General features: G+C 70.3%; 9 protein-coding genes. 1 reads left to right on the plus strand and 8 read right to left on the minus strand.

What is annotated here, in order from left to right:
* Positions 1–10: 10 nt before the first annotated feature.
* Entirely contained in the window at positions 11–823 is an 813-nt protein-coding gene (locus tag ACZ7CF_RS18155) for an inositol monophosphatase family protein (RefSeq protein ID WP_360395907.1), read from the plus strand.
* Here the strand turns inward: ACZ7CF_RS18155 and ACZ7CF_RS18160 are convergent.
* The 8 genes from ACZ7CF_RS18160 to ACZ7CF_RS18195 all read right to left on the minus strand — a co-directional run bounded on the left by ACZ7CF_RS18160 (position 820) and on the right by ACZ7CF_RS18195 (position 15,085).
* Entirely contained in the window at positions 820–1,011 is a 192-nt protein-coding gene (locus tag ACZ7CF_RS18160) for a DUF1918 domain-containing protein (protein WP_360395909.1), read from the minus strand. The genes ACZ7CF_RS18155 and ACZ7CF_RS18160 overlap by 4 nt on opposite strands.
* Positions 1,012–1,097: 86 nt before the next feature.
* Positions 1,098–1,445 carry a bacteriophage spanin2 family protein gene (locus ACZ7CF_RS18165; protein ID WP_470370065.1) on the minus strand — a complete coding sequence of 116 codons (348 nt, stop codon included), beginning with the start codon at positions 1,443–1,445 and terminating at the stop codon, positions 1,098–1,100.
* A gap of 59 nt (positions 1,446–1,504) precedes the next feature.
* On the minus strand, positions 1,505–2,476 hold the full coding sequence (locus ACZ7CF_RS18170; protein ID WP_470370066.1) for an ABC transporter ATP-binding protein: 972 nt from the start codon (positions 2,474–2,476) through the stop codon (positions 1,505–1,507).
* Positions 2,473–3,270: an ABC transporter permease gene (locus ACZ7CF_RS18175; protein WP_360395914.1), complete on the minus strand. Its 798-nt coding sequence runs from the start codon at positions 3,268–3,270 to the stop codon at positions 2,473–2,475. Before ACZ7CF_RS18175 ends, ACZ7CF_RS18170 begins: the two co-directional genes overlap by 4 nt.
* Complete coding sequence (locus ACZ7CF_RS18180; protein ID WP_470370067.1) at positions 3,263–3,973, minus strand: ABC transporter permease; 711 nt, start codon at positions 3,971–3,973, stop codon at positions 3,263–3,265. Before ACZ7CF_RS18180 ends, ACZ7CF_RS18175 begins: the two co-directional genes overlap by 8 nt.
* A 112-nt stretch (positions 3,974–4,085) precedes the next feature.
* Positions 4,086–5,441, minus strand: a complete 1,356-nt coding sequence (locus ACZ7CF_RS18185) for a serine/threonine-protein kinase (RefSeq protein ID WP_470370068.1) — start codon at positions 5,439–5,441, stop codon at positions 4,086–4,088.
* Positions 5,442–5,537: 96 nt separating this feature from the next.
* Positions 5,538–5,780, minus strand: a complete 243-nt coding sequence (locus tag ACZ7CF_RS18190; RefSeq protein ID WP_360395919.1) for a hypothetical protein — start codon at positions 5,778–5,780, stop codon at positions 5,538–5,540.
* Positions 5,777–15,085 (minus strand): LamG-like jellyroll fold domain-containing protein, encoded by a 9,309-nt coding sequence (locus ACZ7CF_RS18195; RefSeq protein ID WP_470370069.1) that lies wholly within the window; start codon positions 15,083–15,085, stop codon positions 5,777–5,779. The genes ACZ7CF_RS18190 and ACZ7CF_RS18195 overlap by 4 nt, the downstream gene beginning before the upstream one ends.
* Positions 15,086–15,113: the final 28 nt, after the last annotated feature.

Below are 15,113 nucleotides of genomic sequence, written 5' to 3' on the forward strand. Positions count from 1 at the left end.
TGTGGGGCACGTGCTGATTCCCTGGCCCGTGCCCCAGCCGCAGATCTCCGACGACGTGCACCCCGCGCTCGCTGACGCCGCCCGTGCGGCGTCAGCGGCGTACGGGCGTGCCCGTTCCGCGCACACCCGGCTCGAGCTCCGCGAGGAGGTCGCCGACGGTGCGGACGGAACACCGACGATGCGCGTCGACCGCATCGTCGAGGACGCGATCCTGGAGTCGATCCACCGCAGTCGCGTGAACCTCCTGTCCGAGGAAGCCGGGTTCGTCGACAACGGCTCGGCGGTCACCCTCGTCATCGACCCGGTCGACGGGTCCGCGAACGCCGCGTTCGGCGTTCCGCTCTCCTGCTTCGCCGGTGCCGTTGTCATTGACGACACGGCTACCGAAGCTTTGACCACATGGTTCGACACGGGCCGTGCGTGGCATGCGCGCGCGGGTGTCGACACGCCGTTCCGCACGACGGGGCGCACGTCGTTGGACGGTGCGTCGATCTGCCTGATGCGGCCCAAGACCGGCACCCAGGACGCGTGGCTGCGCATCGCGAACCGCGCCGATCGCATCCGGGTGCTGTGCACGACGTGCCTGGAGACCATGCTCGTGGCCGAGGGGACCGTCGACGGCTTCATCGATCCCGGAACCGATACACACCGGATCATGGACCTGGCCACGGCGCTGGTCACCGTGCCGGCCGCCGGTGGGGTGCTGGTCGACCTGCACGGCCGGCCGTTCACGTTCGACCCGGACCTGTCCCGCCGGTGGTCCGGTGTGGCGGCGGCGACTCCCCAGCTGGCCGAGGAGCTGATCGCGACCGCGCTGGCTTAGACGGTTCCGCGCGGCTCGACGACGCAGTCGGGTCCGGGGAACACGAGGCCCTCGTGGCCGTCGTTGAAGCGGACCAGGTAGGGCGGGGCACCGTCGGTGCCGCGGACCTCGAGGATCTCGCCGAGGCGTTCCTCGAGACCGATGGAGCGGCTGTGGACGTGGAGCCTGTCACCAACTGTTGCTTGCATGGCGCTGCGACACCTCCGGGAGCGGCGTGAGGTCAGGCGTCAAAGCCTAGGCCGCTTCCGGAGGTGCGCAACAGGGACTCGAGTGCTCATCCACCGCACGCGGCGGAGACCTTGGCGACCATGTCAGCCTTCTGCGTGACCCAGTCCGCCGCGGAACCGACGTTCTGCATGCCGTTCGCGGCCTCCTCGAGCGCCTTCTTCACCTGCTCGTCGGGTGCGGAGCCGGCCAGGTTCTCGAGGTCGGTCGCCTTGGCCTTGGTGTCCTCCAGCGCCTTCTGCGGGTCGCTCAGGTCCGGTGAGAACCCGACCAGCTGGATCGCGTCGGCGCACAGCTTCACCTTGTCCGCGGTGTCGCTGACTCCCTGGATCGTGTCGCAGGCCGTCAAGCTGCCCAACGCGATGACGGCTGCCGCCAGCGGTCCGATAAGGCGCATTCGCTCTCCCTCTGCCCGAAGTGTCCGTTTGTGTTGTCCCCGACTCTACCGACCTGCGGTTACCGGTGGGCGTGTTCTTCGACCTGGCGCTGGTAGAGCTTCCTGATGACGTCGTCGATCTGCGGCTCCACGACGGCGAGGTCGTGCACCTCCACCTGCGCGACGACCCTGGTGATCAGCTCGGCCGCCGTCGTCTCCGCTCTCCTGAACGTCAGGTGGTGGCGCGTCCCGCTCGCTTCACTGCGCACGGCCGTCACTCCTGGGACGTCCGGCGCGGGGCCGGGTTCCCTGAGGTCGATGACCAGCTCGCGCTCCGGCGTGACCTCCTCGCGCAGCGCGTCGAGCGCCCCGTCGGCGAGCACCCGGCCGTGGTCGACCACCATCAGCCGCGGGCAGAGCCGTTCGATGTCGTCGAGGTCGTGCGTGGTGAGCAGGAGCGTGGTGCCGCGGCGGGCGTTGAGGTCCTTGAGGAACTCCCGCAGCCGTTCCTTCGACTCCAGGTCCAGGCCGATCGTCGGTTCGTCGAGGACCAGCAGCTCCGGCGCGTGCAGCAGGGCCGCGGTGATCTCACCGCGCATCCGCTGCCCCAGCGAGAGCTGCCGCACCGGCGTGAGCAGGAACTCCCGCAGGCCCAGCAGCTCGACGCACTCGTCGAGCCGGGTCCGGTAGTCCGGCGGCGGCACCCGGTAGATCGACCGGAGCAGGTCGAAGCTGTCGCGCAGCGGCAGGTCCCACCACAGCTGGCTGCGCTGGCCGAACACCACGCCGATCCGCTTGGCGAGGTCCCGCCGCTGCTTGGCCGGGTCGACCCCGCTGACCTGGACCCGGCCGCTGCTCGGCACCAGGATGCCGGTCAGCATCTTGATCGTCGTGGACTTGCCGGCCCCGTTCGGGCCGACGTACCCGACGGCCTCGCCCGCCGCCACGTCGAAGCTGACCCCGTCCACCGCGGTGACGGTCTTGTACTTGCGCCGCAGGCCCTTGGTGGTGGCGACCTTGAACTCCCTGCGGAGCTCCCTGACCTCGATCATGATCCCGTTCCCCGGTATCTCCCGACCGCGAACCGCCACACCAGCCCGGCGACCACGGCCGCCAGTGCCGCGACGAGCGGTGATGTCCAACCGACCCAGCCCGGCAGTCCGAGCGGGTCCTGCCTCCCGAGCAGCGCGAGGCTCGGGTAGTACGCGACGAACGCCCCCGGCACGACGAACGCCATGAACCAGCGCAGCGGCCGGGAGTAGACGTTGATCGGGTACGAGGTGAAGGCGCCGCTGCCGTAGGTGACCGCGTTCGCGAACTCGCGGCCGTCGACGATCCAGAAGCAGATCGAGCACGCGACCACCCACACCGCGCTGTAGATGACCGCGCCCGCCACCGGTGTCAGGACCACCAGCGCGACCTTCGCCGGCGACCAGTCGACCGCGACCCGGTTGAGCGCGTAGACCATGACCGCGACCGCGCCGAAGATCCGCCCGATCCGCCGCAACCGGATGTCGGACACCATGATCTGCGGCAACGTGCCGAGCGGGCGCATCAGCAGCACGTCGAAGCTGCCGGTGCGGATGTAGGTCGGCAGGTTGTCGAGCTGCCCCGCGAACAGGTCCGCGGCGCCGAACGCGGCGCCCGCGAACGCGTACATGAGCAGCACCTCGTCCCTGCTGAACCCGCCCAGCGCGTTGACCTGCCCGAACAGCACCAGGATCACGAGCAGCTCGTACCACTGCGCGATCACCTGCGTGACGAAGTCCAGCGCGAACGACGCCCGGTAGGACAGCTGGCTGCGCAGCCGCGCGCCGATGAGCCGCGGGTAGATGACGTCAGCCACCCTGCACCACCACCCTGCGCACCGCGCGCTGCAACGCGAAGTGGCCGAGCGCCAGCACCACGACGGCCCAGAACAGTTGGTACAGCAGGAGTCTCACGACACTGCCGTGGCCGAGGAACACGTCGATCGGCGCCTGCAGCAACGCCGGGAACGGGCTCATCCACAGCAGGTCCCGCGCCCACTGCGGGAAGAACGCGATCGGCACGGTCAACCCGCACAGCAGGCCGGACGTGACGTTCCAGAACCCGTACAGCCCGCGGTTGTCGAGCAGCCAGAACGCGCTGACCTCCACGAGGAACCGCACCCCGAAGCTGCACACCAGCGCGATGAGCGCGCTCACCAGGAACAGCGGCCACCGGAGGGGGCTGTCCGGGAACTGGAAGGGGAACAACAGCATGCCGAACAACGCGGGCGGCAGCAGCCGCACGAGGAACGCGTACCCGCCGCGCCCGACGTCCTGTGCGAGCAAGGCGCTCAACAGGTGCCAAGGCCGGTACAGGTCCACCACGACGTCACCGGATCGCACTCGCTCGGCGAGCTCGTTCGGTCCCCACAGCAGGACGAACCCGAGCAGCCCCTGCCCGATCCAGACGTACGTGTTGGTCGCGGCGATGTCGTAGTCGGCGATCTCGCCGTTCGCCGCCTTGAGGGCGGCGACGAGGACCGCGACCCTGAGCAGGCCGAAGACCACGTTCGTGGTCATCCCGGCCAGCATCGCCTGTCGGTAGGTCGAATACCTTCGGAACCCAGCAATGATCAAATCGGCGTGAACACGCACAGCGGTCCACGTTACGACCCGTCGCAAGTGGATTTGTTCAACTGCCGAAAGCGGCCGTGACCGTCTCACCCACGTCCGGCGGCGACCCGAGGCACAGGTAGTAGCTCCGCTCGCCGTCCTTGAAGCCGACGGCGACGATGTCCCAGCCGGTCGTGTCGACCCCGGCCTTCGTGTTCGCCTTCATCACCTCGGGTGAACAGGTCTTGGCGAGCTCCGGCGCCCTCGCCAGGTCCTCCGGGTCGGCCGTGGGGATCGGCCCCGACAGCCACCCGCCGGAGAACGCCTCCCAGAAGTGGTCCTCCGAGCAACTGCCGGTCCGCCGCGCCGTGGCCGCCGCACCACCGGCCTGCACGGTGCCGCGGAAGCACGTGGAGCTGTCGACGCAGAACCCGCTGTCGCACACCTTCAGGAACGGTGGCACGGACTCCAGCGCGACCTCGTTCGTCCTCTGCTGCCGGGGGTCCTGCGTGCTCGCCTGCGTCTTGTCACCGCCGGAGCTCCACACCAGCACCCCGGCCGTGACCGCCACGACCGCCACGGCCGCCGCGACCAGCGGCCACCTCTTCGCGGCCTTGGGCTGCTGGGGCGTCAAGCTCCGCAGCTCGTCGCGCAGCTGCGCCGCAGTCGCCGTGCGCTGCGTCGTGTCCGGGTGCAACGCGCGGGCGATCGTGTCGTGCAACGCCGACGGCACCCCGTCGACCGTCGGCACCGGCTTCCGCAGCACCTCACCGAGGTGGTCGAAGCTGGTGATGGGCCACGGCACCGGCCGCGGCGGCTTCCCGGCCAGCAACGTGTAGAGCGTGGCGGCGAGCGAGTACACGTCCGCCTGCGGCGTCGGCGGCGCCATGGCGAACGCCTCCGGCGGCGCGAAGCTGGGGCTCAGCGCGTCCCTGGTGACCGTGCTCCCGCCCTGCGCGTCCAGCAGCGCGGCCAACCCGAAGTCGGCGAGCTTCGGCGTCCCGTACCGGTCGACGAGGATGTTGCCCGGCTTGATGTCCCGGTGCAGCACACCCTCCCTGTGCGCGGCGGCGAGCGCGTCCGCGAGCTTGATCCCCAGATCCCTGACCTGCTCGGCCGGCAACCGCCCCTGCTTCTCCAGCCGGTCAGCCAGCGACCCGCCGTCGCACAGCTCCATCACCAGGTAGGGCGTGCCGTTCTGCGTGATGTTCGCGTCGTGCACCCCGACGACGTGCGGGTGCCCGCTCAGCTTGGCCGCCGCGTGCGCCTCCCGCACGAACCTCCTGCGATCCCGCTCGTCGGCCAGCACGCGGTTGTCGATCTTGACGGCGACGTCGCGGTCGAGCTGGGCCTGGTGGGCGCGGTAGACGGTGGCGAAACCGCCGGAGCCGAGGGGTCTCAGGAGGGTGAGGCCGGGGATGTGGGGTGCGGTCACGGGCGGCACTTTAGGCGACGCCACCGACAATCCGGACCAGGTGGGGCGAGCACGACGAAGGCCGGGGACGCGCGTCCCCGGCCTTCACGACGTGGATCAGCTGCGGTGGGCCCGGTGCACCGCCAGCACCGCCTCGATCACCGCCCGCCGGTCCTCGATGTCCGGTCCGTCGTGGTCCGGTTTCGTGGGCATCAACCAGGGTTCGGGACTGACGAGCGCGATCCCGTCCCGGTCGTCGACCGTGCAGGAGAACTCGAGACGAGTTCCACCCGCGAGGAACGCGAGCTCGTAGCGGTTGCCCGGCATCGCGGTGATCTGGACCAGTTGCGCCTTGCTCATCGGAAGACCGCTCCCAACACGTGCCTGCGAACCCAGTCGGAGTCGACGGTGTAGGTCACGCCCGGATCCGGGTCCCGGATCAGCACCTTGCCGTCACCCAGGCCTTCGCCGACCACGAAGTGGCTGGTCGGGTGGCCCTTCGCGATCAGCTGGAGAATCGTCGAAGGGGCGTTGGTCGCGACCAGCACCGCATTGTCCTCGGACAGACCGCCACCTCTCCACTGCGGGTCGGCACCGCGGTTGTTCAACGCTCTCGTCAACGAGTCGATGTCGGTCCACTCGCCGAGCTCGTCGAGGAACTCGCTCTCCTTGACGGCGCCGTTCGTCACCATCTCACCGCATGCGGATCCGCACGAACCAGACTTGCTCTGACTCACCGCTCCGCCCGGTGTCACCCCGTGGTCGGGTACCCAGGGCCCGGACTTGCCGCCGGAACCCGCGGGGATCGACAGGGGCCTCAGCTCCGACGCGGCGTCGATGCCCTTCTTGAGCAGCTTCCCGCCGGTCGCCGCCATCCCGGCCAGCGGAACCAGCGCCGCCGCCGACAACCCTGCTTCGAGCCACTTCCCCTCGGCCGCGTACCACAGCGCGTTGATGCCGTCCGCGATCTCACCGAACCCCGGGATCAGTCCCAGCACGTCCAGCGCCGCGTGCCCGACGCCGTTCAGGAACCCGTTCGGGTCGGCCTTGAAGTCCTCCCACGTCTTCTTCAGCTGGGCCTGGAACAGGTCCCCGTCCGGCCGGTTCGGTTCGTTCAGCTCCAGCGAGCTGCCGAGCGCCACGACGTCCTTCATCAGCAGGACCTCGGCGCGCGTGATCGACTGCTCGATCTTCTGGTACGTCATCGCCACGCCGTCGACCGGGTCGACCTGGTCGGCGAACTGGTGTGACGGCGTCTGCGGCGACGACGAGACCGGCGGGTCGAAGCTGTCGCCGTAGAGCGGCTGGCCCAGTGCCGACGGGATCGGCATCGGGTTGTTCATCGCCGCGCGGCGGTTCTCCGCGCGGGCCGCGATCGCGGGGTCCGGCGGCGGTGGCGGCGCGTAGTTGTAGCCGTTGGGCTTGTTCGGGTTGCGGCCGCCGGGTTCGGTGTCGCCGTCACCGGAGCCGTTGACGCACGAGCTCCCGCCGCCGAACGACACCAGCAGGCTGGGGTCGCGGCCGGCGCCGTTGCACGGCGTGTCGCACCCGCCGCCGGAGAACGCCTTGCGGGCCGTGCAGTCGTCACCGCCCTGGCTGCTCGGCGGGTTGATCTTGTCGAACATCCCGGGAGAGGGCTTGCCCTCCGCGTGGTCGTTCTCGTAGCAGTACGGGTAGGGGCGCGGGTAGTCGCAGGTGACGTCGCGCGGCCTCATGCCGTTCGGGTCGACGAAGTTCGTCGGCGCGCCCGCACCGTAGTTGTAGCGGTGCGCGAACGACGACGGGTTCGCCGGCAGCGCGGCCGAGTCGCGGCTGGAGAACGCGCCGCGGGACGGGTCGTACCAGCGGGCCGACATGTTGACCTGGTCGGTCTCCTGGTCGGTCCAGTCGCCCTGGTAGCCCAGCGGGCGCTTGATGCCGCCCACGACCTTGCCGAACGGGTCGTACGAGGTCGTGTCCGTCAGCGTGCCGGAGGCCGGGTCGAGGGACCCGATCACGTCGGAACGGCCGTTGGCCACCGCGAGCCGCTTGGTGCCGTTCTGCTGCACCGCCAGCAGGTCGGCGCCGGGACCGCGGCTGAACGTCGACGAGCCGTCGGAGGCCAGGTCGTTGCCCGTGCCGGAGTAGGCGAAGGTGGTCGAGTTGCGCTTGACCACCCGGTCGAGGCCGTCGTAGGAGTACGTGGCCGCGCCCTGGGACGCCAGGCGGTTGAACGCGTCGAACTTCGACTGCTGCGCGCCCTTCGACACCGTGGTGCCGCGCGGGGAGTGGACGTAGGAGTCGGTTCCGTCGTTCAGCAGGCGGTTGCGTTCGTCGAACGTTGCCGTCTTCCCGGCCGCCGAGGTGCGGTTGCCCGCCGCGTCCCAGCCGTACGCGGTCTCGACCCCGTCGGACTTCCACGAGGTCAGCCGGCCGAGCGCGTCGTAGCCGTACTCCTGCAGCGCGGGGCCCGCGAAGCCGGCCGAGGTGGCCGTCTTGAGCTGGTTCCCGTTGTCGTAGGTGTACGTCTTCGAGGCGCCGCCGACCTTGTCGGCCTTGAGCCGCGCGAGGTCGTCGTACTCGAACTCCCGCTTGCGGCCGCCGCCGTACTCCATCGCCTTGACCTGGCCGACCTCGTTGTACGAGGCGACCTGCAGCGTGCCCGTCAGCGCGTCCTGCACGCTGCTCAGACGGCCGTTGAGGTAGGCGTAGGTCGAGGCACCGGAGGCGTCCGAACGCGTGGTCACGCGGCCGTCGGAGTCGTAGCCGAACGACGACGTGCCGGACGGGCCGTCGGCGGTCAGCAGCTGGCCGCGGTCGTTGTGCGTGAACGTGTTCGTGCCGCCGGGAGCCGACGCGGAGGTCAGCCTGCCGAGCACGTCGTAGGCCATGACCCGCTCGACGGTCGGGGCCTCGGCACCGGACCCGGTCTCGCGCGTCAGCTGCCCGCGCAGGTCGAACGTCCGCTCCCGCGCCACGCCACCGGGGGCGACCGCGCGAACCGGCAGCCCACCGGTGTCGTAGGAGGTCACCCACGTCCGGTCGGCCGCGTTCGGGTGCGCGGCGGTCGACGGCTCGACCGTCTTCTCCGGCAACCCCAGCGAGTTGTAGGTGTTGTAGGTCGGGATCTGCTTGCCGTTGGTGTAGCGGGTGAGGTTGCCCGCCGCGTCGTAGCCGAAGCTGGTCGTGACCGACTCCGGCTCCGCCTGCTGCACCACGCGGCTCAGGGCGTCGTAGGTGAACGTCGTCGTCCGGTTCAGCGGGTCACGCGTCGTCTCGACGTTGCCGGCCGCGTCGTAGGTGACCGACGAACGGCGCAGCAGCTGGCCCAGCGGGTTCAGGTCGACGGAGTTCTTGACCCGGCCCGCCGTGTCGTAGTTGGTGCGCGTGGACCGGCCCAGCGCGTCCTTCACCGTGACGGGGCGGCCCACCATGTCGTAGCCGTAGTGCGTGGGCACGCCAGCCGGGTCGACGACCTTGGTCAGCGCGCCGACCGCGTCGTAGCTGAACGTCGACCTGGAGCCGCCCGCGGACACCTTCTCCAGCAGGTCACCGGAGTCGGCGTACTTGAACCGGCTCGTGAACGTGCCCGGCTGGGGCCTGCGCTCCAGCCGGGTGGCCGTGACCAGGCGACCGAGGTCGTCGTACGTGCGCTCGGCACGCCCGCCGTCCGCGTTCACGCTCGACAGCAGCTCACCGACACGGGTGTAGGTGAACGACGAGGTGCCCTGCGACTCGCCCGGCGTCGTCGGGTGCGGGTGGGCCACCTCGACGACGCGGTTCATCTGGTCGTACCTCATCCGCGTCACGGCACCGCGGGCGTCGGTCACGGCGGCGAGGTTGCCGTCGCCGTCGTAGTCCCTGTGCGTGAGGCGCGGCGTGATCACCGAGGTGGAACCCGGTGGGGTGTAAGGAGGTGCGAACGCGTCGACCAGCCGGCCGAGCTTGTCGAACGTGGCCCGCGACGTCCTGCCCTGCGCGTCGACGGACTCGGTGGGCTGGCCGAAGGTGTTGTACCCGGCCTTGGTCTCCGGACGGGTGCGCACGGCGGCGCCGCCGTCACCGGCCTCGACCGACACCTCGGGTGCCCTGGTGCCGATCACCCGGCCGAGCACGTCGTAGCTGATCTCCGCCGTGGTCGAGGTGCCGCGCGGGTCGTGGATCGAGGTCAGCTGGTTCTGCGCGTCGTAGCCGCGCACGGTGGTCAGCCACTTGCCGTCCACCCACACGCGCTCGGACGTCTGGCGCCCGGCCGCGTCGTAGCCGAACTCGACGGTCTCCACGTCGGTCGACACCAGCTGGGAGCCGGTGTTGGACTCCAGGCCGGAGCGGACGACCTTGGTGACGTTGCCGTTCAGGTCGTACGTGAGCGCGGAGCGCCGCTTGAGGCCGTTCGGGTCCGCCGTGGTGGCGGTGATCCGGCCGACCCGGTCGTACTCGGTGGTGGTGACCCGGTTCCCGGTGCCGACGACCTTGGTCAGGTTGCCGGCGTTGTCGTAGCTGAAGTCGGCGAGCACGATGTCGCGCGTGCTGCCGTCCTCGTCGTGGAAGCCCTTCGCGTAGGTCTGCTTCAACGAGCCGTCGGTGTAGTACCGGTAGCCGGTCTTGCGGCCCATCGCGTCGGTCTGCCCGACGAGCTCGCCCGCGAGGTCGTAGTTGTACGCGGCGACGACGAGGTAGTCGTCGGGGGAGACGGGTCTGGTCTCCTCGTCCGGTTCCGCCGGCCGCCACTGGTCGCGCCAGCCGCGCAGCCGCACCTCGGCGACCATGTTGCGCGCGGTGTAGGCGTACTCGTACTTCACGCCGTCCGGGCCGACCGTCCAGGTGCGGTTGCCGGAGCTGTCGTAGCCGAAGGTGGTCTCCAGGCCCTCGGCGTCGACCAGGCGGCGCACCCGGTTGCGGTCGTCGTACTCGGTCGTGGCGGTCCTGGTCGCGTCCCCGCCGGTGAGGTCCTTGGCCTCGACGCGCTCCGGGAAGCCGTCGACGGTGTAGTCGGTCCGCACCTGCAACTGGTGCGAGACACCGGTGACCGGGTTCTTCACCACCGGCTGCGTGACGGTGTCCACTCTGGACAGCTGGTCGTAGGTGGTCGCGGAGAACACGCCGTTCTGGGTGGTGCGTTCCCTGCGCCCCAGCGCGTCGTAGGTGTAGGTCGTGACGAGGCCCGCCGGCGTGGTCACCTCGGCGAGGTCACCGGTGGCGTGGTAGCGGTACCTCGTCACGGCACCGCGGGCGTCGGTGCTCTCGCGCACCAGCCCGGCCGGTGCGTTGCCGCCGCCCACCGCCGGCTGGTTGCCGTCGGTGTAGAGGTGCCGCACCACGGCACCGTCCGGCGTGGTCTGGGTGTCCAGCTCGCCGAGCGCCGTGTAGGTGTAGCTGGTCTTGTAGGTGTCGTCGGTCGCACTGGCCGAACGGCCGTCCCGCGCCGCGATCACCTTGTCCAGCCGCGGGTCCGTCAGGTTCGACTCGTCGGCGAAGAACTGGAAGTACGACGTCTGGCAGTCCGACAGGCCCGAGCGGCAGGACGTCCGCGAGACGATGTTGCCGCGCTTGTCGTGCTGGAGCGTGACCCGGTTGCCGGTCTCGTCGGTGATCTTGCTCTGGAACCCGGCCTCGTCGTACTCGTAGGTGCGGGCGCCCTGCATCTCGACCGGCACGAACGAACCGGGCCCGCCGCCGATCGGCACCTCGCAGAACGAGCCGCCCGGCTGGCTGACGCACGTCGTGGTCGTCGTGGTGGTCGTCGGCTGGGTCGGCCGGTCCTCCGGCCTGACCTCCATGCCCAGCGGCGCGAGGTAGCGCAGGATGCGGCCGCGCAGCGGGTCGTAGTCGTAGAAGTGGGAGCGGTTGCCGGGGTCGATCACCCGCACCGTGCGGACCATCTTCTCCCGGCTGGGGCCGCTGACGACCGGTTCGCTCAGCGTCCACCTGCCGCCGTTGCCGTCGACCAGCGTGTGCATCCGGTCGCGCTGGACGTCGTAGCTGACCTCCGCCGCCACCTTGCCGCTCGGCAGCGCGACCTTGGTCAGCTGGTCGGCCGGGTCGAGCGCCGCGCGGTGCGCGTTGATCGCGAGCTGCCCCACCGTGTGCTGGTAGACGGCGACCTCGTCGATCTGGCCGGAGAAGTGCCTGCGCACGGTGCTGCCCCAACCGGCCCAGTCGGTCGTGTTGAGCTGCTGCGAGGCACCCACCAGCACGTGCGTCAGGGTGGAGTTGTCGATCGTGCCCGTCCGGTCGCCGACCGGCTGGCCGTCGAGGTACAGCCACTGCCTGTTCACCGTGCTGGTGAGCGCGACGTGGTGCCAGCGGTTGTCGTTGACCGCCGCGGTGGACGTGATCGGGTCGACCGCGCCGTGCCAGAACTGGCCGCGCAGCTTGCCGTCCGTGCCCACGTACAGCACCGGCACGGTGTTCGCGGGCGCGGTGCCGAGCGGGGTGTTCTGGGCGCCGACCAGCGGACCGCCGGCCCCCGTCTTGAACCACAGCTCGACGGTGACCTCACGGCTCTTCTTGATCAGGCCCTGCGGCAGCGCCACCGCGGACGTGGTGCCGTTGAACGAGGCCGCGCGGTCACCCGCCCCGGCCACGCCCTCGCCCACCGCGGTGCGGGTGACGTCGGTGAGGCGGCCGGTGTCCTTGCCGAGGTTGGTCGCGACCTCACTGCGGGCGTCGGTGCCGCTGTCCTCGCGGAACCGCCAGAAGCTGTCCGGGTTGCTGTCGATGACGGCGCTGCGGAAGTGCGTGCCCTGCTGGTAGCTGTACGTCGTGCAGTTGCTCAGCGGGTCGCAGACGGTGCTGAGCCGGTCGGTGCCGGTCTCGTAGTCGTAGCGCCACGTCGAGGCCTTGCCGTTCACCGCGTCGGTGGCGACGGTGCTGACGTGGTTGCCCGCCCACGTGAACGTGAGCGTGCGGTTGCTGGTCGTGTTCCTGGCGGTCTTCAGCTTGCCGGACTCGTAGGTCAACGCGACCGCGCGACCCGCGGCGTCCGTGGTCCTGCTCAGCGTGCCGTCCGCGGCGAACAGGTGCGTCGTGTTCGACTTGTCCGTCAGCAGCCAGCCGCCGCCGGTCTGCGGCACGAGCGTCGCCCACCTGCCCGGTGGGGGAGCGAGCCGGCCCCCGGTGGGCCTGCCCTGCGCGTCGAGGTCGGCGCCGAACCTGACCTGCTGGCCGTCGGGGTAGGTGACCACGACGTTGCCGGAACCGTCGTCGTCGGGCGTGATCCGCATGTCGTACCGGCTCGACCAGCCGGCGCCGAACAGGCCGGTGCGCCGCGGGTCGAGGCTGTTGTACGTGCGGTTGACCGTGAGCTCGGGCCCGACGGTCGTCACCGACGCGTCGACCGCGCCGGTGGTGTAGTTGCCGACCTGCGGTGAGAAGTCACCGCCGCTGCCGCTGTACGGCGCGGTGCCCAGGTGCGCGGTGATCTCCGGCTGCGGCACGGCGGTCAGCAGGGTGGCGAACCCGATCTTCGGGCTCTCCTTCTGGCCGTCCCAGGCGAAGATCTGCCACTTGTACTCGGTGCTCCAGCTCAGCCTGCCGTGCGGGACGGTCCAGGTCTGGCTGTTGACGCGGCCCGAGTCGAAGCAGTTCTGCTCGTTCTTGTCGCAGATCTCGAAGCGGTACTGCAGGGTGCCGCCGGTGGGAGGGGCATCGACGTCGATCGCCCTGGCCCAGAACGTCGGCGTGAGCGACGGTGACGAGTACCCGTTGGGCGGCCACTGCTCCTGCAGTGCGGGAGCGATCTCCTCCACCCGCAACGTGAGGCCCGCGGGCGGCACCTGCTCGTCGGTGAACATCGCGCCACCGCGGCGCAGCATCGAGAACTCGTACCGGTACGTGCCCGGTTCGGTCTTGAGGATGTTCGCGTCGAGCGTGACCGACGCGCCGCGGCCGACCGTGCCGGGCAGCGGCGCCGACTCGCTCCAGCCGAGGTAGGTGCCGTTCTCGCTGAACTGCCGGTACGCCAGCGCGAAGTCGTTGGAACCCCAGTCGACCGCGCTGCGGTTGGTGACGGTGATCTTGACCTTGCCGCCGTTGGTGCGGGTGACCGGCGGGTCCGGCACCGGGTTCTCGAACCGGTACCCGGCGTCGAACGGCGAGTGCGTGATCGCGAGCCGCGGCGGGTTGGCCGTGCCGGCGCCGGTGAACTTCTTCCAGCTGCGGCCGTCCGTCTCGGACGCGCGCACGCTGAGACCGAAGTTGGCCTGCTGGCCCGTGACCCAGCGCTGGATCAGCGAACGGCCGTTCTCGCCGAGCGTGACCAGCTCAGTCGCCGTGGGGCACTTGGACACCGTGGTGCGCGGAGCGATCCAGCCGTGCGCGAACTGCGCACTGCCCAGCACCGTGCCGTCGTAGCCGGGGCCGGGGAAGCTGTACCCGGTGCGCGCCGTCCAGTCCTGCGTCACCGCGTGCACCGTGATCGGCAGCGTCGCGGAGCACGATGTGGCGTGGTAGTTGGTGATCGCGAGCTGCGCACCGAGGATGCGGTGGCCCGCCAGGTCGTTCTGCACGTTCGGGAAGTGGAGGTACGACGCCGCCGTGAACGAGCCGCCGTCCACGACGTGACCGGCGCGCAGCTCACCGCCCGGCTGGCTGAACGTCGAGCCGTCCCCGTTGCGCTGCACGAACATCGACGCCGACGCGTCCTTGCGGTGCACCGGCGGGTCGACGACGACCGGGTAGACGCGGGCGGGGTCGCGCAGCCACGCGGAGTCGAGGCCGACCCGCAGCACCTGCCGGCCCTTGTCGCCCAGCAGCTCGTACGTGACGCCGCGCGACTCGGCCGTGATGCCGGAGATCTCGCCCTTCTTCGAGTCGGCCATGAAGCCGTGGGGGATGACGGCGCGCTCGTCGCCGCTCTCGTCCCTGAGGACGACGTCGCCGTCCCTGAGCTCGGCGGTGAGGCCGGTGAGCTTCAGCGGGAAGTCCCACACGTGCGGCGCGTCCTGGTTGTGCAGGACCAGGAACTCCTTGAAGCCACCCGCTTCCACCTCGAACCGCAGGTCCGCGTTCGGCCGCACACCGGCGTAGGTGACCGAGCTGCCCGAGCTCGTGCCGGGCACCCGTGCCGCGCCGGCCAGCCCGAACTCGACCCGGTGGCCGGCGTCGAGCTGCAGCTCCGCGAGCTTCTGCGCGTCGGCCAACGGCGCGAACCGGCTGCGGACCGAGTCGGCGGCGTTGCGGAAACCGTTGTCCGCCACCACGTTCGTGTCGATCGGCGCCCAGCTGCCGTCCTGCTCGCGGAAGTTCAGCGGGTCCTTGCTGTACTCGGAGGTCAGCGTGCCGTCGGCGTTGCGGAACGTCCTGCTCCGCTCACCGCGCCGCTCGGCCACCTCCGTGCTGGTGGCGGCGTCGAAGCCCTTGACCTGCGCCTTCGCCGCCGCGTCGACCACCTGTGCGGAGTTCGCGGCCTTCGGCTTCGCGTTGAGCTCGACCGGTGGGTAGTTCGACTGCAACGTCGCGGCCTCGGCGTTGTTGCGCTCGCCGGTCGCGCCCTCGGCACTCGCCGTGCCGAGCCGTTGATCAGGCCCGTGACCTGGTTCCCGCTCGGCCGCGGACCGGGCGAGCTGCTCGGACAGCACCTGCCCGAGAGCGGGCCCGAAGACGCCGAGGGTGACCGTTAGGACCAGGAAGAGGATGAGAGCGTGCCGTCTTTTGCGCACGCCGAACTGGCGGGCTCTGCCCATGGAACTCGTTCCCCCAAGTGTGAGTTCG

The sequence above is a fragment of the Lentzea sp. NPDC036955 genome (assembly GCF_055608005.1).